This window comes from Nonomuraea sp. ZG12 (assembly GCF_052068115.1).
In the GTDB taxonomy this organism is placed as follows: Bacteria; Actinomycetota; Actinomycetes; order Streptosporangiales; family Streptosporangiaceae; genus Nonomuraea.
The window spans coordinates 166,368-185,157 of the sequence record NZ_JBQHCW010000009.1 but is presented as its reverse complement, the minus strand read 5'-3'; the positions used below and the strand labels follow the sequence as shown (position 1 = coordinate 185,157).

At 68.7% G+C, this 18,790-nt stretch carries 18 protein-coding genes and 1 pseudogene; 10 read left to right on the top strand and 9 right to left on the bottom strand.

What is annotated here, in order from left to right:
* Window positions 1–16 precede the first annotated feature (16 nt).
* Both ACTMTF_RS25370 and ACTMTF_RS25365 read left to right on the top strand, forming a co-directional pair.
* A pseudogene (locus ACTMTF_RS25370) lies at window positions 17–978 on the top strand (MFS transporter).
* The gene (locus ACTMTF_RS25365) at window positions 900–1,304 is read left to right on the top strand and encodes a hypothetical protein (RefSeq protein ID WP_441113013.1); all 405 of its coding nucleotides are present in this window, start codon (window positions 900–902) and stop codon (window positions 1,302–1,304) included. The pseudogene ACTMTF_RS25370 and the gene ACTMTF_RS25365 overlap by 79 nt, the downstream one beginning before the upstream one ends.
* A gap of 237 nt (window positions 1,305–1,541) precedes the next feature.
* On the opposite strand, the gene ACTMTF_RS25360 is transcribed toward ACTMTF_RS25365, so the two are convergent.
* The 3 genes from ACTMTF_RS25360 to ACTMTF_RS25350 form a co-directional block, all read right to left on the bottom strand.
* Window positions 1,542–1,958, bottom strand: a complete 417-nt coding sequence (locus ACTMTF_RS25360) for a VOC family protein (protein WP_441112911.1) — start codon at window positions 1,956–1,958, stop codon at window positions 1,542–1,544.
* 15 nt (window positions 1,959–1,973) lie between these two features.
* Window positions 1,974–2,780 (bottom strand): alpha/beta fold hydrolase, encoded by an 807-nt coding sequence (locus ACTMTF_RS25355; RefSeq protein ID WP_441112910.1) that lies wholly within the window; start codon window positions 2,778–2,780, stop codon window positions 1,974–1,976.
* 67 nt (window positions 2,781–2,847) lie between these two features.
* On the bottom strand, window positions 2,848–4,044 hold the full coding sequence (locus ACTMTF_RS25350; protein ID WP_441112909.1) for an FAD-dependent oxidoreductase: 1,197 nt from the start codon (window positions 4,042–4,044) through the stop codon (window positions 2,848–2,850).
* A 58-nt stretch (window positions 4,045–4,102) separates the two neighbouring features.
* Here ACTMTF_RS25350 and ACTMTF_RS25345 point away from each other — a divergent pair, with 58 nt between their 5' ends.
* The gene (locus ACTMTF_RS25345) at window positions 4,103–4,846 is read left to right on the top strand and encodes a TetR/AcrR family transcriptional regulator (protein WP_441112908.1); all 744 of its coding nucleotides are present in this window, start codon (window positions 4,103–4,105) and stop codon (window positions 4,844–4,846) included.
* Window positions 4,847–4,982: 136 nt separating this feature from the next.
* Here ACTMTF_RS25345 and ACTMTF_RS25340 read toward each other — a convergent pair whose 3' ends face one another.
* The 5 genes from ACTMTF_RS25340 to ACTMTF_RS25320 all read right to left on the bottom strand — a co-directional run bounded on the left by ACTMTF_RS25340 (window position 4,983) and on the right by ACTMTF_RS25320 (window position 10,142).
* Entirely contained in the window at window positions 4,983–6,086 is a 1,104-nt protein-coding gene (locus tag ACTMTF_RS25340; protein ID WP_441112907.1) for a hypothetical protein, read from the bottom strand.
* On the bottom strand, window positions 6,083–6,598 hold the full coding sequence (locus ACTMTF_RS25335; RefSeq protein WP_441112906.1) for a SigE family RNA polymerase sigma factor: 516 nt from the start codon (window positions 6,596–6,598) through the stop codon (window positions 6,083–6,085). Before ACTMTF_RS25335 ends, ACTMTF_RS25340 begins: the two co-directional genes overlap by 4 nt.
* A 132-nt stretch (window positions 6,599–6,730) precedes the next feature.
* Window positions 6,731–7,471 carry a succinate dehydrogenase/fumarate reductase iron-sulfur subunit gene (locus tag ACTMTF_RS25330; protein WP_189141852.1) on the bottom strand — a complete coding sequence of 247 codons (741 nt, stop codon included), beginning with the start codon at window positions 7,469–7,471 and terminating at the stop codon, window positions 6,731–6,733.
* Window positions 7,468–9,393 (bottom strand): fumarate reductase/succinate dehydrogenase flavoprotein subunit, encoded by a 1,926-nt coding sequence (locus ACTMTF_RS25325; protein WP_397011800.1) that lies wholly within the window; start codon window positions 9,391–9,393, stop codon window positions 7,468–7,470. Before ACTMTF_RS25325 ends, ACTMTF_RS25330 begins: the two co-directional genes overlap by 4 nt.
* Window positions 9,390–10,142 (bottom strand): succinate dehydrogenase cytochrome b subunit, encoded by a 753-nt coding sequence (locus ACTMTF_RS25320; protein ID WP_441112905.1) that lies wholly within the window; start codon window positions 10,140–10,142, stop codon window positions 9,390–9,392. The genes ACTMTF_RS25325 and ACTMTF_RS25320 overlap by 4 nt, the downstream gene beginning before the upstream one ends.
* 135 nt (window positions 10,143–10,277) lie before the next feature.
* Here ACTMTF_RS25320 and ACTMTF_RS25315 point away from each other — a divergent pair, with 135 nt between their 5' ends.
* From ACTMTF_RS25315 to ACTMTF_RS25285, 7 genes are all read left to right on the top strand, one after another.
* A complete protein-coding gene (locus tag ACTMTF_RS25315; protein ID WP_397011804.1) occupies window positions 10,278–11,207 on the top strand; it encodes a LysR family transcriptional regulator in 930 nt (309 codons plus the stop codon).
* A gap of 33 nt (window positions 11,208–11,240) precedes the next feature.
* Entirely contained in the window at window positions 11,241–12,377 is a 1,137-nt protein-coding gene (locus ACTMTF_RS25310) for a PP2C family protein-serine/threonine phosphatase (RefSeq protein ID WP_397011806.1), read from the top strand.
* Window positions 12,374–13,522, top strand: a complete 1,149-nt coding sequence (locus tag ACTMTF_RS25305; protein ID WP_441112904.1) for a sensor histidine kinase — start codon at window positions 12,374–12,376, stop codon at window positions 13,520–13,522. Before ACTMTF_RS25310 ends, ACTMTF_RS25305 begins: the two co-directional genes overlap by 4 nt.
* Complete coding sequence (locus ACTMTF_RS25300) at window positions 13,515–13,976, top strand: response regulator (protein ID WP_441112903.1); 462 nt, start codon at window positions 13,515–13,517, stop codon at window positions 13,974–13,976. Before ACTMTF_RS25305 ends, ACTMTF_RS25300 begins: the two co-directional genes overlap by 8 nt.
* A gap of 180 nt (window positions 13,977–14,156) precedes the next feature.
* Window positions 14,157–14,945 carry a hypothetical protein gene (locus tag ACTMTF_RS25295; RefSeq protein ID WP_397011812.1) on the top strand — a complete coding sequence of 263 codons (789 nt, stop codon included), beginning with the start codon at window positions 14,157–14,159 and terminating at the stop codon, window positions 14,943–14,945.
* Window positions 14,946–14,955: 10 nt separating this feature from the next.
* Window positions 14,956–16,845, top strand: a complete 1,890-nt coding sequence (locus ACTMTF_RS25290) for a fumarate reductase/succinate dehydrogenase flavoprotein subunit (RefSeq protein WP_441112902.1) — start codon at window positions 14,956–14,958, stop codon at window positions 16,843–16,845.
* Complete coding sequence (locus tag ACTMTF_RS25285; protein ID WP_397011816.1) at window positions 16,842–17,597, top strand: succinate dehydrogenase/fumarate reductase iron-sulfur subunit; 756 nt, start codon at window positions 16,842–16,844, stop codon at window positions 17,595–17,597. Before ACTMTF_RS25290 ends, ACTMTF_RS25285 begins: the two co-directional genes overlap by 4 nt.
* 117 nt (window positions 17,598–17,714) lie before the next feature.
* Here ACTMTF_RS25285 and ACTMTF_RS25280 read toward each other — a convergent pair whose 3' ends face one another.
* Window positions 17,715–18,482, bottom strand: coding sequence for a SigB/SigF/SigG family RNA polymerase sigma factor (locus ACTMTF_RS25280; protein ID WP_441112901.1), 768 nt, complete (start codon window positions 18,480–18,482; stop codon window positions 17,715–17,717).
* Window positions 18,483–18,790 lie beyond the last annotated feature (308 nt).

Here is an 18,790-nt window from a genome sequence, read left to right as displayed (position 1 = left end):
AATTATAGTTACAACTATGATAGCTGAAGCTATCGTCAGGCGTTATCGCTCAGGTCGGAATCCCGCCAGCTCCCGCCGCCCCCGGCTGCTGCACTGCTTGCGACAGCGAATCGCCGACCAAAGGGACGTACCGGTGCTGGAAGCCCCTGCTCGACCATCTCGCTCGCCGCTGACGAGCTGGCTTGCCGTCGTCTCGGTGATGACGGGCATCTTCGCCATCGTCACCACGGAGATCCTGCCCATCGGGCTGCTGACGCCCATCGCGGCCACATTCGGAATCTCGGCCGGCACGGCCGGCCTGACCATGACGCTGCCCGGGCTGCTGGCCGCCGTCGCCGCGCCGTCCCTCACCGTCGCGACCGCGCGGCTCGACCGGCGGTTCATGCTCTGCGCGCTGATCCTGCTGCTGGCGGTGGCGAACTTCCTGGCCGCCGCAGCCCCGGCCTACTGGGTGATGATGGTCTCCCGGGCGCTGGTCGGCTTCACCATCGGCGGTTTCTGGTCCATCGGGGCGGGTCTGGCCGTACGACTGGTCCGGCGTGAGCAGGCGGGCACGGCCACCGCGGTGATCTTCGCCGCCGTCCCCCTGGGTCGGTGCTGGGTGTACCGGCGGGCACGCTGATCGGGCATCTGGCCGGGTGGCGGACGGCGTTCGTGGTCATGGGCCTGCTGAGCCTGGGAGTCCTCGTCGCGCTCCTGGTGCTGCTGCCACCGCTGCCGGCCGGGCGGCCCACCCGTCTGGCCGTGCTGCGCGGTCTCCTCGGCGACGGCGGCATCCGGCTGGCGCTGCTCGCGACGATCCTCATCGTGCTCGCCCACTTCGGCGCGTACACGTACGTCACCCCCTTCCTGCTGCAGGTCACGCAGGTGAGCGCGGGCTCGGTCACCACCTATCTGCTGTGTACGGAGTCGCGGGGATCGCCGGCAATTTCCTGGCGGGCGCGGCGCTGTCCCGCCACCCGCGCGCCACGTCCGTGACCGCCGCCGCTCTCCTGGCCACCGCCACCGCCCTGCTCCCTGTGGCCGGGGGCGCCCCGGCGGGCGCGTTGACGCTGCTGGCCGTCTGGGGCCTCGCGTACGGCGCGGTGCCGGTCTGTTCGCAGACCTGGTTCGCCAGGTCGGCTCGGCACGCGCCGGAGGCGGCCTCGATCCTGTTCACCTCGTCGTTCCAGGCGACGCTGTCCCTCGGCGCGCTGGCCGGAGGCGTCGTCGTCGACCACATCTCCGTGGCGGCCGTCATGGGGATCGCGGGCACGCTCGCCGCCCTCACCGCGTCAGTCCTCTGGCTCTCCGGCAAGCCCTGAGCCACCGGCCACCGGCTCCTTGAGACCGAACATCGTCTCCAGATCGACATCGCCCCTGCGCTGTGCCGTGGCGATCAGCTCAGGATGAAAACCTTCAAGGGAGAAGATCGCCAAAGTCGCCGATGAGGCCGATCACCGCCTGCCCGGCCCTCTTGTCCAGGGCGATGACGTCTCCATGGCGTCACCTCTTTTGTATGTTTCGAAGCATACAGATTTAGCTCCGCAGCTCCCCTTCGCTCAGCAGACGCAGAATTCGTTGCCCTCGGGGTCGGCCATGGTCACATGGTGGCCGGGGTCCTCCCACAGCACCGAGGCCCCGGCATCCGTCAGGATCGCGACCTTCGCCGTGATCCTGGCCCACTTCTCCTCCGCCGTGCCGTCACCGGCCACCCGCACGTCCATGTGCAACCGGTTCTTCGCCGTCTTCGGCTCGGGCACCTCCAGCAGGGACAGCCGGGGCCCGGCGCCGGTCGGGTCATGCAGCCAGGCCCCGTCGCCGTCATCCTCGGGAAGGTCGAACTGCTCCAGCCACTCCTCCCGGGTCGCGTACGGCGCCGGCGGGGGCTCGTCCTCGTAGCCCAGGGCGAGCTTCCAGAACTCCGCCAGCCGCACCGGATCAGCGCAGTCGAAGGTCAAATCGACACGGATCGCCATACTGTTGTCTCCTGACTATGCGATGAAGAATCGCTCGAGCATACGGGCCAGCACCTTGGGGTCGGCCATGTGTCCCGACCCGTCCGCCGTGAGCCGCTCGGCATGCGGGACACGGGCGGCCACGGCCTCGGCGGCGAGCACGAAGAAGTCGCTTGCCAGCCCTTCCATGCCGGCCTGCGAGTCCGGGCTCACCCCGCCGGTGATCACCAGGGTCGGCCGGTTGATCCGCGAGAGTCGCGCAGGCGGACGGCCATCCGCCAGGCAGGCCGCGTCATAGGCCAGGGTGTGCGCCAGTGCTTGCAGATCGCCCCACACCGGTGCGCTCCGCGCCGCCGCGATGTCGTCCTCCGACGAGCCCGCCAACCGCATGAAGCACGCGAGCGCCTCCCCGCGATCCCCGCGCACGAGCGCCGCGTCGAGCCGCTGCACATAGTCCCGCCAGTCCCGCACCGCCTCCTCGCCCACGCTGTAGGGCACCTCGTAGACCGCCAGCCTGTCGACCGCCAGCCCTGCCGCCGCGGCCTCCAGGACGAGAGCACCACCCGACGAGACCCCGTACAGGCAGGCCGTTCCGCCGGCCGCGCCGATCAGCGTGTCGAGATCCTCGATCTCGCGCGCCACGCTGTACGGCAGGGTGTCGCCGCTGCCACCTCGGCCACGCCGCGCGTAGGTGTAGACGGTGAAGCTCCCGGCCAGTTCCCCGGCGAGCGGCGCGTTCTCCGCGCCGTCGTCGAGCCCGCCGGACACCAGCACGACGGCCGGTCCGTGGCCATGGCGCTCGTACGCGAGTGTCGTGCCATCCTTCGATGTCACATGCTCCATGCTCCAGCACTGTACGGGCGGCCTCCGACATTTCTCCGGGCCCGTGGGCGGGGCGGGAGCATCATGGTCAGGTGGCGATCGGTGTGTCCCAGTCGAGGTGGTGGTCGTAGATCCAGCCGCTCGGGTCGTCGCCGGTGCGGGCCATGCGCTTCATGGCCAGGCCCATGATCAGATCGCGTACGCCCCTGGTGAGCGGTCCGAGCGCCTTCCAGTCGCCGGTGCGTTTGCCCTGCTCGACGACGCGTTCCACGCGCCGGCGCCGCTGCCGTTCGTAGGTGGCGAAGGCGGCGTCGACGCCGGGGCCGTCGCGCAGGCATTTGGCCAGCACCACGGTGTCCTCGATGGCCATGGCGGCCCCCTGCCCGATCGACGAGGAGGTCGCGTGGGCGGCGTCGCCGATGACGATCATCCGGTCGCGGTGCCAACTCGGCACGGTGGGGAGGTCGTAGGTGTTCCAGCCGGTGAAGATCTCGCCGGTCGCGGTGATGAGGTCCACCGCCGGTCCGCGGTCGTAGCGGAACAGGTCGATCAGGCGGGCGCGCCACTCCTCCGGAGTGATCGCGGCCAGCTCGCCCGGTGCGGGCTCGTCGGCCCGCGCGGGCTGCGCCATCCACCACACCTCTCCGTACGGATCCACGGTGTAGACGAAGAAGCAGCGTTTTCCGAAGATCGCGTGCATCGTGCCCGGTTCGCTCCCGGTGGAGACGCCGTGCGCGTAGCCGCCCGTATTGAGCAAGCCCGCGTACCGCGCGGCCGGAGCGCGCGGATCGATGATCTCGCGGGTGCGCGAGCGCAGGCCGTCCGCGCCGATGAGCAGGTCACCCCGGGCCGTGCCGCCGTCGGCGAACCTCGCCAGGACCCCGTCACCGGTGGCCTCCGCATCGACGAGCCGCTTGCCGTACTCGATCCGCACGCCGCGGCGGACGGCCTCGTCGCGCAGCGCCCGATAGAGGTCGGCACGTTTCACGGTCCGGCTCTTGGGGCCGCTCGATCCGGCCGTGCCGTAGGGCAGCTCGCCGAGTCTTCTACCGGAACCGCTGGTCATGGTGATCCTCGGCGTGTCGAAGCCCACCCCGTCAAGATCGAGATCGAGCGCACGTAAGGCGTCGAGCGCGTTCACCGCCAGGGTCAGGAAGGCCCCGACGTGGTCCGCACCCCGGTCGTACGCCTCGTAGACGACGGATCTGATGCCCGCTTTGTGCAGGGCGATCGCGCTCAGCGACCCCGAGATCCCGCCACCGGCGATCACCGCTGTATATGTCATACACAAAGTTTATGACATATACTTCTGCTCGGCGCAAGCTCGAACGAAGGCAGGAACGATGGACGACAAGCTGCCCGACGGGCTCGACCTGCTCTGGAAACGGCTCGAACAGCCGGAGCCCAAGATGGGGTTGAGCCTGTCCCGCATCGTGCGGGCGGCGGTGGAGCTGGCCGACGCCGGCGGCCTCGACGCCGTCTCGATGGCCAGGGTCGCCGAGCGGCTCGGCTTCACCACGATGTCGCTCTACCGGCACGTCAAGAGCAAGAACGAGCTGCTGCTCCTCATGCTGAACGCGGTCGCGGCACTGCCGGCCGAGATGGCCGGCCCGGCCCAACCCGGCGACGACTGGCGGCTCGGGCTGGAGCGCTGGTGCCAGGCCCAGTGGGTGATGCTGCGGGCCCACACCTGGATCGTGCACCTGCCCATCACCGGGCCTCCGATCACACCCAACCAGCTCGCCTGGACCGACCGCGCCCTCGCCACGCTGCGCGGCACCGGGCTCACCGAAAGCGACAAGGTCGGCGTGGTGCTCCTGGTGGCCAACTACATGCACACCGCCGCCCGGCTGACCGCCGACCTCGGCCAGGCCGCTTCGGGCGAGTCGATCGCCGCCTACAGCACCCTGCTGGGCGCACTCGCCGACGAACGACGCTTCCCCGCACTGCGTACGGCGATCGACGCGGGGGCGTTCGACTACCCGGCGGGCACTCCCGAGGAGGAGCGGCGGTTCGACTACGCGTTCGGCCTTGCGCGCATCCTGGACGGCGTGGCGGCTCTCATGACCGGGCCTCCCGGAAAGTGAACGCCGGGGAGCACATCGGCTGCTCCCCTACGGCCAGAAGCCGATCACTCTAGCCATCCGGCAGGCATATGAAACCGTCGGACGGGCCGTACACGCGGGTCAGCTGAGCGGCCCTTTCGCCGCCGGCCGCCCGCGCTCACTGGCTCGCGACCCCGGGCAGAGCCAGCCGCTGTGCCTTCCCCATTCCCGGGTAGCTGGCCACCTGGCGTGCCTGGCCGGTGTTGACGTCGACCGCGTACGTGCGGGTGTCGTCCCGGTGCTGGTAGACGACCTCGACCTTGGATCCGCTGGTCCATAGAGCAGTGCCGGCCACAGCGCTGTTACGACCTCCGGGCAGCCCGCGGATGGACACCTTCCGCAAGGTTCGTCCGGTCTTGGCGTCCAGCACAGTGAGTTTGCGCTTGGTCTGGTCCGGGAACTCGAAGGCGGCCACCGTGCGGCCATCCGGGGCGATCTCGCTGAACATGATGAACTTCCCGTCGAAGCGCACCGGCCGGCCGCCGCCGGTGACCGGCATCCGCCACAGGTCGGTCTTGATGTAACGGACCAGCGCGGCGATGCCGCCCCTGATGCTGACCACCTCGTACTTGCCGTCCACCGGCCTGCTCTTGCCGGTACGGACGTCGATCAGCAGCCCGGGATCCTTGGTCCCCTCACGCGGATCGAAGATCACGTAACGGCCGTCGTCGGAGAGCGCCAGCATGGAGCCGATGCCGATCCGCTCCTCCTTCACGGCGACAGGCGAGATCACCTGCGTGCCGCCCACCAGATCGCGGACCACGTGCGCCTGGGCCTGGCGACTGTAGTAGACAATCATGCGCCCGTCCCGGCTGACCGCCATGGGCACGCTGTGGTCCTTGGTGGTGCTGACCAGCGCCTGCGGCACCCGGTAGGTCTTGCCGCTCCGGGTGACCACCCGCCACTCGACCGGGCTGCAGTCGACGCGGAACGGGTTGCTCTGGGTCTTACAGGGCGTCTGGAACGCGTACGCGATCGGCCCCACCGCCCCGTCCGGCAGGTCGGCAATGGTGTCCACCCGCTGTGGCGTGGCCGTGCGGTCGGCTCGCTGCCACGGCAACGCCACGGCGGCGCTCGCCGCGGCCACCACCGCGACCGTCGCGACGGCGGCCAGCACGGCGCTGGCCCGCCGGCGCCGGAGGCCCGCCACGGCCACGTCGGCCAGGTCCACCAGAGGTGCCTCTGCGGCGATGCCGTCCAGCGCCTCATGCAGCCTCGTCATCGGGCCACCTCCTCGATCTCCAGGTCGTTCAGCAGGTATGCCAGCTCGGGCGCGAGCGCCCGCAGGCGGGCCAGCGCGCGATGCGCCTGGCTCTTGACGGTGCCGGGCGCGCAGCCGAGCGCCTCGGCGGTCTGCGCTTCGGTCAGGTCCTCCCAGAACCGCAGCACGATCACGGCCCGCTGCTTGGGCGCCAGCTTGGCCAGAGCCTGGCGTAACACGATCCGCTGGAGCGCGGCGTCATCATGGGAGGCGCCACGCTCCGGCAGATCGGCGCTCGGCACCTCCAGCCGCCGCCGTCGCCCCCATGAGATGTACTGGTTGACGAGCGCCTTGCGGGTGTACGCCTCGGGATGGCCGCCGGACAGCTTTGACCACTGGCCCGCGACCTTGATCAGGACGCTCTGCAGCAGGTCCTCGGCGAGGTGCGCGTCTCCCGTGAGCAAGTACGCCGTCCGTATCAGCGACTGCTGGCGGGCGAGCACGAACTCGCGGAAGTCGTCGTGACGATCCAAGGTGATCTCCTCTCACCCGTATCAACGCGACCCACCGGACGAAAGGTTGCGCCCATCTCCCAGGCGTCGCGATGCGGAAGGAGAAACGAAAGAGAGCCGTACGGCTTCCGTACGGCTCTCTTGAAGAAAGGCCTACTTGGCGTTGGCCTTGAGGTAGTCGCTGTTCATCTGGGCGATGGTGTCCAGCGGGATGCCCTTGGGGCAGACGGCCGTGCACTCGCCGGTGTTGGTGCAGCCGCCGAAGCCTTCGGCGTCCATCTGGTCCACCATGGCCTTGGCGCGCGAGAGGCGCTCCGGCTGGCCCTGGGGCAGCAGGCTCAGGTGGGTGATCTTGGCGGCGGTGAAGAGGGAGGCCGAGCCGTTGGGGCAGGCCGCCACGCAGGCGCCGCAGCCGATGCAGGTGGCCGCGTCGAAGGCCGAGTCGGCGTCCTCCTTGCGGACGGGGAGGCTGTGCGCGTCGGGCGCCGATCCGGCCGGGACGGACACGAAGCCGCCCGCCTGGATGATGCGATCGAACGCGCTGCGGTCCACGACCAGGTCCTTCACCACCGGGAACGGCGCGGCCCGCCACGGCTCGATGGTGATGGTGGCGCCGTCCTCGAAGTGGCGCATGTGGAGCTGGCAGGTGGTGGTGGCCACCTGCTCGCCGTGGGCGACGCCGTTGATGACCATGCCGCACATGCCGCAGATGCCTTCGCGGCAGTCGTGGTCGAAGGCGATCGGGTCGTCGCCTTCGAGGATGAGGCGTTCGTTCAGGACGTCGAGCATCTCCAGGAAGGACATGTCCGGAGACACTTCTTCGACCCGGTATTTCACCATCCGTCCGGAGTCGGAGGGGCCGCTCTGACGCCAGACCTTGAGGGTCAGGTTCACTTGTAACTCCGCTGGCTCATCTTGACGTAGTCGTACTCGAGCGGTTCCTTGTGCAGCACCGGCTCACCCGTGGGCGAGTGCTCCCAGGCCGACACGTGCGCGAAGTGCTCGTCGTCGCGCAGGGCCTCGCCGTCGGCGTCCTGCGACTCGGCGCGGAAGTGGCCGCCGCACGACTCCGAGCGCACCAGGGCGTCCAGGCACATGAGCTCGGCGAGGTCGAAGAAGTCGGCCACCCGGCCGGCCTTCTCCAGCACCTGGTTCAGCTCCTCGTTGGTGCCGGAGACCTTGACGTTCGCCCAGAACTCGGCACGCAGCTCGGGGATGCGCTCCAGCGCCTTGCGCAGCGACTCCTCGGTGCGCTCCATGCCGCAGTAGTCCCACATGAGCCTGCCCAGCTCCCGGTGGAAGGAGTCCGGGGTGCGGGTGCCGTTGACGGCGAGCAGCCGCTCGATCCTGGACGTCACCTTGGCCTCGGCCTCGGCGACCGCCTCCTCGTCGACCTCGCCGAACGGCCCGGCCGCCAGATAGTCGCCGAGCGTGGTCGGCAGCACGAAGTAGCCGTCGGCCAGGCCCTGCATCAGCGCGGACGCGCCGAGCCGGTTGGCCCCGTGGTCGGAGAAGTTGGCCTCGCCGACCACGAACAGGCCGGGGATCGTGGACTGCAGGTCGTAGTCGACCCACAGGCCGCCCATCGTGTAGTGGACGGCCGGGTAGATGCGCATCGGCTGCTCGTACGGGTTCTCGCCGGTGATGCGCTCGTACATCTCGAAGAGGTTGCCGTACTTCTTCTCCACGGCGTCGCGGCCGAGCCGGCCGATCGCGTCGCGGAAGTCGAGGTAGACGCCGAGCCCGCCGGGACCGACGCCACGGCCCTCGTCGCAGACGTTCTTGGCGGCGCGGGAGGCGATGTCCCGGGGGACGAGGTTGCCGAAGGCGGGGTAGATCCGCTCCAGGTAGTAGTCGCGCTCGTCGTCCGGGATGTCGCCGGGGACGCGGTCGTCGCCCTTGCGCAGCGGCACCCAGACGCGGCCGTCGTTGCGCAGCGACTCCGACATCAGCGTCAGCTTCGACTGGTACTCGCCGGAGACCGGGATGCAGGTGGGGTGGATCTGGGTGTAGCAGGGGTTGGCGAAGTACGCGCCCCGCTCGTGCGCCCGCCAGATCGCCGTGGTGTTGCACCCCTTGGCGTTCGTGGACAGGAAGAACACGTTGCCGTAGCCGCCGGTGGCGAGCACCACGGCGTCGGCGACGTGCCGCTCGATCTCGCCGGTCACCATGTCGCGCACGATGACGCCGCGCGCCCGGCCGTCGGCGACGATCAGGTCGAGCATCTCGTGCCGGGTGAACATCTCCACGGTGCCGGCCGCGACCTGCCGCTCCAGTGCCTGGTAGGCGCCGAGCAGCAGCTGCTGGCCCGTCTGGCCGCGGGCGTAGAACGTACGGGAGACCTGGGCGCCGCCGAAGGAGCGGGTGTCGAGCAGCCCGCCGTACTCGCGGGCGAACGGCACGCCCTGGGCGACGGCCTGGTCGATGATGTTCACCGAGACCTGGGCCAGCCGGTAGACGTTCGACTCGCGGGAGCGGAAGTCGCCGCCCTTCACCGTGTCGTAGAACAGGCGGTAGACCGAGTCGCCGTCGCCGCGGTAGTTCTTGGCCGCGTTGATCCCGCCCTGGGCGGCGATGGAGTGCGCGCGACGGGGCGTGTCCTGGTAGCAGAACGACTTGACGTTGTAGCCCAGCTCGCCCAGCGTCGCGGCGGCGGACCCGCCGGCCAGGCCGGTGCCGACCACGATCACGTTGAGCTTGCGCTTGTTGGCCGGGTTGACCAGCTTGGCGGCGAACTTCCGCTTCTCCCAGCGGTCCTCGATCGGACCTTCGGGAGCCCTGGTGTCCTGGATCGGCGAGCCCTCGGTGTACTTCACTTGATCACTCCGAACGTGATGGCGAGGGGCGGGGCGAGGAAGCCGAGGACGAGTACGGCGGAGACCAGCGCGGCGCCCGTGCGCAGTGCCTTGTAGCGGTTGCGGTTGGCCCAGCCGAGCGTCTGGAAGGCGCTCCAGATGCCGTGCCGCAGGTGCAGGCCGACCATGACCACGGCCACGAGGTAGATCAGCGTCATCCACCACCGCGACGGGTCGAACCCGGCGATCATCCGGTCGGCCGGGGTGGAGACGGGGCCCTTCGGGTTGACCACGCCGAAGGTCAGGTCGAGCAGGTGCCAGACGAGGAACAGCACGATCGTGACGCCGCCGTACCGCATGATGTGCGTGGAGTAGCCGCCGGCCTGCGACTTCTTCGCCGCGTACTTCACCGGCCGCGCGGCGTGGGCGCGGCGCGACAGGGAGACGGCGGCCCAGATGTGCAGGATGACCGAGACGGCGAGCACGACCTCCACGATCGTCAGCAGCGTCCGGTACGGCGCGAGCGGCTCCAGCAGGGTGCGCAGGGCGGCCGCGTAGTCGTTGAACGAGTCCCTGCTGATGAAGATCTTGAGGTTGCCCAGCATGTGGGCGACGAGGAAGAGCACCATCACGGCCCCGGTGACGGCCATGACGACCTTCTTGCCGTTGGACGAGGCCAGGAACCCACGTGGCTTACCGCGCGTTGGCTTGTCAGCGGGCTTGGGGGGGATCGGCGCAGTAGCGGCGCCGCGCTCTATCGTGGCTGTCACATCTTCCGACGCTAGGTACCCAGCAACGGTTCGTCCAAGTCATCGCGGGCCTGGTTTCCATAGCCTCCGGCTATGATGTCTGGTTTGTACGGCCGACATAAGGACATCCGAGTCAGCCGGTGCGAGGAAAATCACATGCAGCTGCAGCAGTTGGCGTACTTCGTCGCGGTGGCGGAGAGCAGGCATTTCACCCACGCGGCCCAGCGGATGCGGGTCGCGCAGCCGTCGTTGAGCAAGCAGATCAAGGCTCTGGAGACCGAGCTCGGCGCTCCGCTGTTCTCGCGCGCCCGGGGCAACGTCACGCTGACCCCGGCGGGCGAGGCGCTGCTCCCGCTCGCCCGCCGCATGCTGGCCGACGCCGACACCGCCAGGCAGGAGGTCGCCGAGCTCGCCGGCCTGCGCCGGGGCCGGGTCCGGCTGGGGGCGACGCCGTCGCTGTGCGCCGGGCTGATGGCCGACGTGCTGGCCCGCTTCCACGACGCCTACCCGGGCATCGGCCTGCTGGTGGAGGAGGGCGGCTCGCGTGACCTGGTGCGGGCGCTGGCTCGCGGCCAGCTGGACCTGTCGCTGATCATCATGCCGTTGCAGCATGACGATCCCTCCCTGGTGACCGAGGACATCCTGCGCGAGAACCTCGTGGTGGTCTCGCCGGCGCACGATCAGATACGCAAGCCGTACCTGCGCATCGACGACCTGCGCGGCCGGCCGCTGGTGATGTTCCGGCGCGGCTACGACCTGCGGGAGGCGACGCTGGCGGCCTGCCGGCAGGCCGGGTTCGAGCCGAGGTTCGCCATCGAGGGTGGCGAGATGGACGCGGTGCTGCGGTTCGTCGAGGCCGGGCTGGGCGTGGCCGTGGTGCCGTCGATGGTGCTGGACGGGCGGCCGGGGGTGGCGGGCACGCCGCTGGCGCCGCCGGGACTGTCCAGGACGATCGCGCTGGCGCACCGCAAGGATGTGGAGCCGACCCGCGCGGCGCAGGCGTTCCGCGCTACTCTGCTCGCCTTCGTCCTCGAAGCCGGACAGGACGGCACCCTTCCACAAGGGGTGGAACTCATCGCAGAATGAGCACCGACGGCCCCACTTCCCGAAGAGGCGTGTGTGACGGCAACTCTCTCCGAAACGCTGACGCTGCTCCTCATAGAGGACGATGACGGGGACGCGTTCCTCGTCGAGGAGCTGCTCAGGCAGGCCGAGGCGCCGCCGAGGATCACCTGGGTGCGCAGCCTGGCGGAGACCAGGGCCGAGCTGACCTCGAAGATCCAGTGCGTGCTGGTCGACCTCTCGCTGCCCGACGCCACCGGCCTGGAGGCGCTGGAGCAGGTGCTGCGGATGGCCCCGCACGCGGCGGTGCTCGTCCTCACCGGTCTGCGCGACGTGCACGTCGGGGTGGCGGCCGTGCAGGCGGGAGCCCAGGACTACCTGGTGAAGCAGGACGTCGACGCGCGCCTGCTGGCCAGGGCGATCCGTTACGCGATGGAGCGCAAGCGGGCGGACCTGGCGCAGATCAGGCTGGTCGAGGCCGAGCTGACGGCCAAGGAGAACGCCCGCCTGGAGAACGGCCTGCTGCCCGTTCCCCTGCTGCGCACCAAGAAGCTGGAGCACGTCACGCGCTACCTGCCGGGGACGCAGGGCTCCCGGCTCGCCGGTGACTTCCTGGACACCGTGCAGACTCCCGACGGCTTCGTGCACATCGTGGTGGGCGACGTGTGCGGGCACGGCCCCGACGAGGCCGCGCTCGGGGTGGCGCTGCGCATCGCCTGGCGCACGCTGGTGCTCGCCGGACAGAGCGGTGACCTGCTGCTGCGCACGATGGACACACTGCTGCGGGCCGAGCGCAAGGCGCCGGAGATCTTCACCACGCTGTGCATGGCGACGATCACGCCGGACCTGAGCCACGCCAGGATGCGGGTGGTCGGCCACCCGCCTCCGGTGCTGGTGCGCGACGGCGTCGTCGAGGTGCTCGGCGGCGGGCCGTCCGGGCCGCCGCTCGGCATCTTCCCCGACATCGAGTGGTCGGTCATCGACGTGCCGCTGGGCGAGCGGTGGTCGATGATGCTCTACACCGACGGCCTGATCGAGGCGGCGGTCGGCGAAGACAGGCAGCTGCTGGGCGTCGACGGGCTGGTGGACCTCGTCAGGCAGCACGGGACCATCGACCTCGACCGGCTCATCAGGCATGTGGGCACGCTCAGCGACGACCTCGCCGCGATGCTCGTCAGCAGGAGCGTCACATGAGCATTCATCCCCTGCCTCCGCCCAAGCCGGCCACCGGGATCGGCAAGCTGCCGGTCGCCCGCTGGTTCGTCTTCGCCGCCGCGGTGACCACGGCGGCGTTCCTGGCCGGGGCGGCGGTCATCATGAAGATGATCGCCGACGCCCGTGCCATGAACCCCAAGCCCGAGGTCGCCGAGCAGATCGGCCTGCTGAACGTGGCGCTGTGGGTGCTGTTCCTGGTGCTCCTGGCCGCGGGCCTGGGGTTGGGGTTCATCGTGTACTTCGCCGTGCTCAAGCCCATCGCCCAGCTCACCGACCAGGTGCGCACCGTCGCGGGCGGCGACTTCGACCACAGGCTGGGCGTCGAGCGACCCGCGGAGCTCGCGGAGCTGTCGAGCCATGTCGACTCCATGCGCAGGCGCATCCTGTCGGCCTGGCGCACCGCCTCGGACCAGGCCGATGAGCTGCGGCGCTCCAACGGGGACCTGGAGCAGTTCGCGTACGTGGCCAGCCACGACCTGCAGGAGCCGCTGCGCAAGGTCGCCAGCTTCACCCAGATGCTCGAACAGCGCTACGGCGACCAGCTCGACGACCGCGCCAAGCAGTACATCCACTACGCGGTCGACGGCGCCAAGCGGATGCAACTCCTGATCAACAACCTGCTCGACTTCTCCAGGGTCGGCCGGGTCACCAACGGGCGCGGCGCCGTGGCGACCCGGCAGGCGCTGAACGCGGCGCTGGAGAACCTGTCGGCGGCGATCGAGGACGCCGAGGCCACCGTCACCGCGGACGAGCTGCCCACGGTGCTGGGCAACCGCACCCAGATCACCCAGCTCTTCCAGAACCTGATCGAGAACGCCGTCAAGTTCCGCTCCGAGTCGCCGCCCCGTGTCCACATCGGCGTCACCAGGTCCGGTGACATGTGGGAGTTCAGCTGCTCCGACAACGGGATCGGAGTCGCGCCCCGGTTCGCCGAGCGGATCTTCCTCATCTTCCAGCGGCTGCACCCGCGCGACGTCTACCCCGGCACCGGGATCGGGCTCGCCCTCTGCCGCAAGATCGTGGAGTTTCACGGCGGGCAGCTCTGGCTCGACGCGAGCGGTGAGGACCAGGGCACCACATTCCGCTGGACGCTACCCGCCGCCGGAGAGGGCGACCATGACTGACTGGCGACCCATCGAAGTGCTCCTCGTGGAGGACGATCAGGGCGACATCCTGCTCACCAGGGAAGCGTTCGAGCTCAACAAGGTGCGCAACCGCCTGCACGTGGTCACCGACGGCGAGCAGGCGATGGCGTTCCTGCGGCGCGAGGAGGGCTACGGCGGCGTGCCGCGGCCCGATCTCATCCTGCTGGACCTCAACCTGCCCAGGAAGAGCGGCCTGGAGGTGCTCGGCGAGATCAAGGCCGACAGCGATCTGCGGATGATTCCGGTGGTGATCCTGACGACCTCTGAGGCCGAAGAGGACATCCTGCACAGTTACCGGTTGCACGCGAACGCGTATGTCTCCAAGCCGGTGGACTTTGCGCAGTTCATAAGGGTTGTCCGCCAAATCGATAACTTTTTCGTGACTGTGGTGAAGTTGCCCCACCTGGGCAGTACCCCTGACGGGGGTACGTGACAGGAATCACAGCGGGTCATTGAAAAAGTGAGTGATGCTCCTCACAAATCCACATGCGGTCGTCGTAACGTATCCCACACCAACGCGCGCCGGTACGGCTCAGCCCGACCGCATACGCGCCACAACGAACGAACCCGGATCCCAGGCGTGCGGGGTCCGCGGGAGGTGGAGAGGTCCGCGATGACCCAGACGACGCCCGATGCAGCTCCAGTGAGAAGGCAGCGTGCCCAAGTCAAGGTGCGCACGCTGCGCACCGACCGATGGTGGCTCGCTCCGCTGCTGACGTTCCTCGGGCTCAGTTCATTCCTTGTCTACGGTGTGTGGGCGATCCTCGACACCAGCTACTTCGTCGACCCGTACATCGCACCGTTCTCGTCCCCGTGCCTGGCGACCTCGTGCCCCGAGGGGGCCAGGTTCCTGGGCTGGGCGCCGTTCGGTGACTGGTACACCCTGCCGCCGGGGCTGCTGATCCTCGGCCTGCCGGGCGGGTTCCGGCTGACGTGTTACTACTACCGCAAGTCGTACTACCGCTCCTTCTGGCTGTCGCCGGCCGCGTGCGCGGTGCAGGAGCCGCACGGCAAGTACACCGGTGAGACGCGCTTCCCGCTGATCGTCCAGAACGTGCACCGCTACTTCTTCTACTTCGCGGTCCTCATCGGCGGCGTGCTCACCTATGACGCGATCCTCGCGCTCATCCACAAGCCGGTCGGCCTCGGCACCTGGATCCTGGTGCTCAACGCCGTCCTGATCCTCGGCTACACGTTCGGCTGCCACTCCTGCCGCCACATCACCGCGGGCCGGCTCAACCACTTCTCCCGCCATCCCGTCCGCTACCGGGCCTGGACGTTCGTCTCCAAGCTCAACGCCCGGCACCAGCAGTTGGCATGGGCCTCGATGTTCTCCGTCATGGGCGCCGACTTCTACGTCCGCCTGGTGGCCAAGGGCATCATCGCCTTCCCGTTCGCGTAAGGATCTTTCAGTGGAAATCGAGCGTCACGAATACGACGTCATCGTCATCGGCGCAGGAGGCGCCGGGCTGCGGGCGGCCATCGAGGCGCGCCAGCAGGGCAAGCGCACCGCGATCGTCTGCAAGTCGCTGTTCGGCAAGGCCCACACGGTCATGGCCGAGGGCGGCGCCGCGGCCGCGATGGGCAACGTCAACTCCGACGACAACTGGATGGTGCACTTCCGTGACACCATGCGGGGCGGCAAGTTCCTCAACAACTGGCGGATGGCCGAGCTGCACGCCAAGGAGGCCCCTGACCGGGTCTGGGAGCTTGAGGCCTGGGGCGCGCTGTTCGACCGCACCAAGGACGGCAAGATCAGCCAGCGCAACTTCGGCGGCCACGAGTATCCCCGCCTGGCGCACGTGGGCGACCGCACCGGCCTGGAGCTGATCCGTACCCTCCAGCAGCGCGTGGTCGCGCTGCAGCAGGAGGACTACGAGACGCACGGCGACTACGAGGCCTACATCAAGGTCTTCCAGGAATGTACGATCACCCGCCTGCTCAAGGACGGCGACCGGATCTCCGGCGGCTTCGGCTACTGGCGCGAGACCGGCAACTTCGTCCTCTTCGACGCCCCGGCCGTGGTCCTGGCCACCGGCGGCATCGGCAAGTCCTACGTCGTCACCTCCAACTCCTGGGAGTACACCGGTGACGGCCACGCCCTGGCCCTGCTGGCCGGCGCGAACCTGATCAACATGGAGTTCATCCAGTTCCACCCGACCGGGATGGTCTGGCCGCCCTCGGTGCGCGGCATCCTCGTCACCGAGTCGGTGCGCGGCGACGGCGGTGTGCTGCGCAACTCCGAGGGCGAGCGGTTCATGTTCAAGTACGTCCCGGACGTCTTCAAGGACAAGTACGCCACCAGCGAGGAGGAGGGCGACCGCTGGTACACCGACCAGGCCAACAACCGCCGCCCTCCGGAGCTGCTGCCGCGTGACGAGGTGGCGCGCGCCATCAACGCCGAGGTGAAGGCCGGCCGTGGCTCACCTCAGGGCGGCGTCTACCTCGACGTCTCCACCCGGCTGCCCGCCGAGGAGATCAAGAGGCGGCTCCCGTCGATGCACCACCAGTTCAAGGAGCTGGCCGACGTCGACATCACCGCCGAGCCCATGCAGGTGGGCCCGACCTGCCACTACATCATGGGCGGCGTCGAGGTGGACGCCGACTCCGGCGCGGCCTCCGTGCCCGGCCTGTTCGCGGCGGGCGAGGTCTCCGGCGGCATGCACGGCTCCAACCGGCTGGGCGGCAACTCGCTGTCGGACCTGCTGGTCTTCGGCCGGCGGGCGGGCGCGGGCGCGGCGGCCTACCTCGACGGGCTCGCGGCCCGGCCCAAGGTGGATCAGTCCCAGGTGGACGCCGCCCGCGAGGAGGCCGAGGCGCCCCTGCACCGCTCCGGCGAGAACCCGTACGAAGTGCATCAGGAGCTCCAGCGGACGATGAACGAGCTCGTCGGCATCATCCGCAAGGCCGAGGAGGTGTCCGAGGCACTGGAGGTCGTGGAGAAGCTCAAGGAGCGCGTCCAGCTCGTCGGCGCGGCCGGGACCCGCATCTACAACCCCGGCTGGCACCTCGCCCTCGACCTGCGCAACATGGTCCTGGTGTCGGAGTGCGTGGCCCGCGCCGCGCTGCTGCGCCAGGAGAGCCGGGGCGGGCACACCCGCGACGACTTCCCCGGCATGCGGCCCGAGTGGCGGCGCAAGCTGCTCGCCTGCTCCACCGACGACGGCGCGTCGATCACGATCGAGGAGCAGGATCAGCCCGCGATGCGGGACGACCTGATCACCCTCTTCGACCGGGACGAGCTGTCCAAGTACCTCACCGACGAAGAGATGGCCGAGTTCGACAGGATCGCGAAGTCATGAGCTACAAGGCAAAGTTCAAAGTCTGGCGCGGAGAAGGCGGCGAGGGCCAACTCGAGGACTTCACCATCGAGGTGAACGAGGGCGAGGTCGTCCTCGACATCATCCACCGCCTCCAGGCCACCCAGGCACCCGACCTCGCGGTCCGCTGGAACTGCAAGGCCGGCAAGTGCGGCTCCTGCTCCATGGAGATCAACGGCAAGCCCCGGCTGGGCTGTATGACGCGGATGTCCACGTTCAGCGAGGACGAGACGATCACCGTCACGCCGATGCGGACGTTCCCCGTCATCAAGGACCTCGTCACCGACGTCTCCTACAACTACGAGAAGGCCAGGGAGGTCCCCTCCTTCACGCCTCCGGAGGGGGTCCGGCCGGGCGAGTATCGGATGCAGCAGGTCGACGTGCAGCGGGGCCAGGAGTTCCGCAAGTGCATCGAATGTTTCATGTGCAACAACGTCTGCCACGTCATCCGTGACCACGAGGAGAACAAGCCGGCCTTCTCCGGGCCGCGCTTCCTCATCCGGATCGCCGAGCTGGACATGCACCCGTACGACGTGGTGCCGGACCGCAAGGAGACGGCCCAGGAGGAGCACGGCCTCGGCTACTGCAACATCACCAAGTGCTGCACCGAGGTCTGCCCCGAACACATCAAGATCACCGACAACGCGATCATCCCGATGAAGGAGCGCGTGGTCGACACCAAGTACGACCCGCTGGTGTGGCTGGGCAACAAGATCTTCAAGCGCTCGAAGTAGCCGGTGACGTGAGGTGACGTGGCGGGGCCCCTGGGTCCCGCCACGTCGGGTGTCCCGGGGGAGACCTGGTTGCAGCGGACTGGGCGGCACACGTCCGGGATGGCCGCGGGCTGTCGGCTAGTCGGTGAGTACGTTGCGTAGCCGGCTGAAGACGTTGCGCAGGAGGCGGGAGACGTGCATCTGGGAGATGCCCAATTCGGCGGCGATCTGAGCTTGGGTGCGGTCGCCGTGGAAGCGCAGCAGCAGGATGTGTTTTTCGCGTGGCAGTAGTGCTTCGATGTGCGGCTTGAGGGACTGCATGGCGATGAGGGTGTCCAGGGTGGTGTCGCTCTGGGTCAGGAAGTCGCCGTAGGTGGCGGAATCGCCGTCGTTGATCGGGGCATCCAGCGACAGGGCGCTGTAGGCGTTGGAGGCGTCCATGGTGAGCAGGACGTCTTCTTCGGAGATGGCCATCTTGGCCGCCAGTTCGGCGACGGTCGGTGAACGGCCCAGGGCCTGGCTGAGGTCGGCCGTGAGTTTGGTGAGCTGCGAGCGGCGTTCCTGGTGGACGCGAGGGACCCTGACGGCCCAGGTCAGGTCCCGGAAGTGGCGTTTGACCTCACCGGCCATGGTGACACTCGCGTAGCGGCGGAAGTTGTAGCCGAGGTCGGCGTCGAAGCCGTTGATGGCCTTGACCAGGCCGACGTAGGCGGCCTGCAGGAGGTCTTCGGCGGGTTCCCCCCGGTACCGGTAGCGGCGGGCGAGGGCCTTGGCCATCCAGGCGTGCGTCTCCACCAGCCGTTCGCGGAGCCGTGCCTTGTGCAGTTCTGAGGTTTGCGGCCGGACCATTTCGATCAGGAGCTCTTCGGCGGTCATCTCGTTTAGCGGGATGTCCAGGACAGCCATGTTTCCTGCTTCCGAGGTGCGTTGCAGGCGGCCGTGTCCAAGAGAAAAGCCCAGACAGAGCACGCCTCAGGTGGATCTTGAGACGAAGCCCTCTGCTGGACTTCACGCTCAGTGTTGCATACGGCGCGACAGGTAGGTGATCAGCCGAAGATTGCGGTTCGGCTGTGCCTGGGATGAGAGTCAGCGGTTCCGATCACCAGTGATCCAGCGACGTTGCGTGATTGTGTGCATGCCGTCAGCACCGCCTGCGCGTTGCTTGCGAATCGTCATCGGAGGGCCTGCAGCCGCCCGGAACGTGCTTCAGGCCA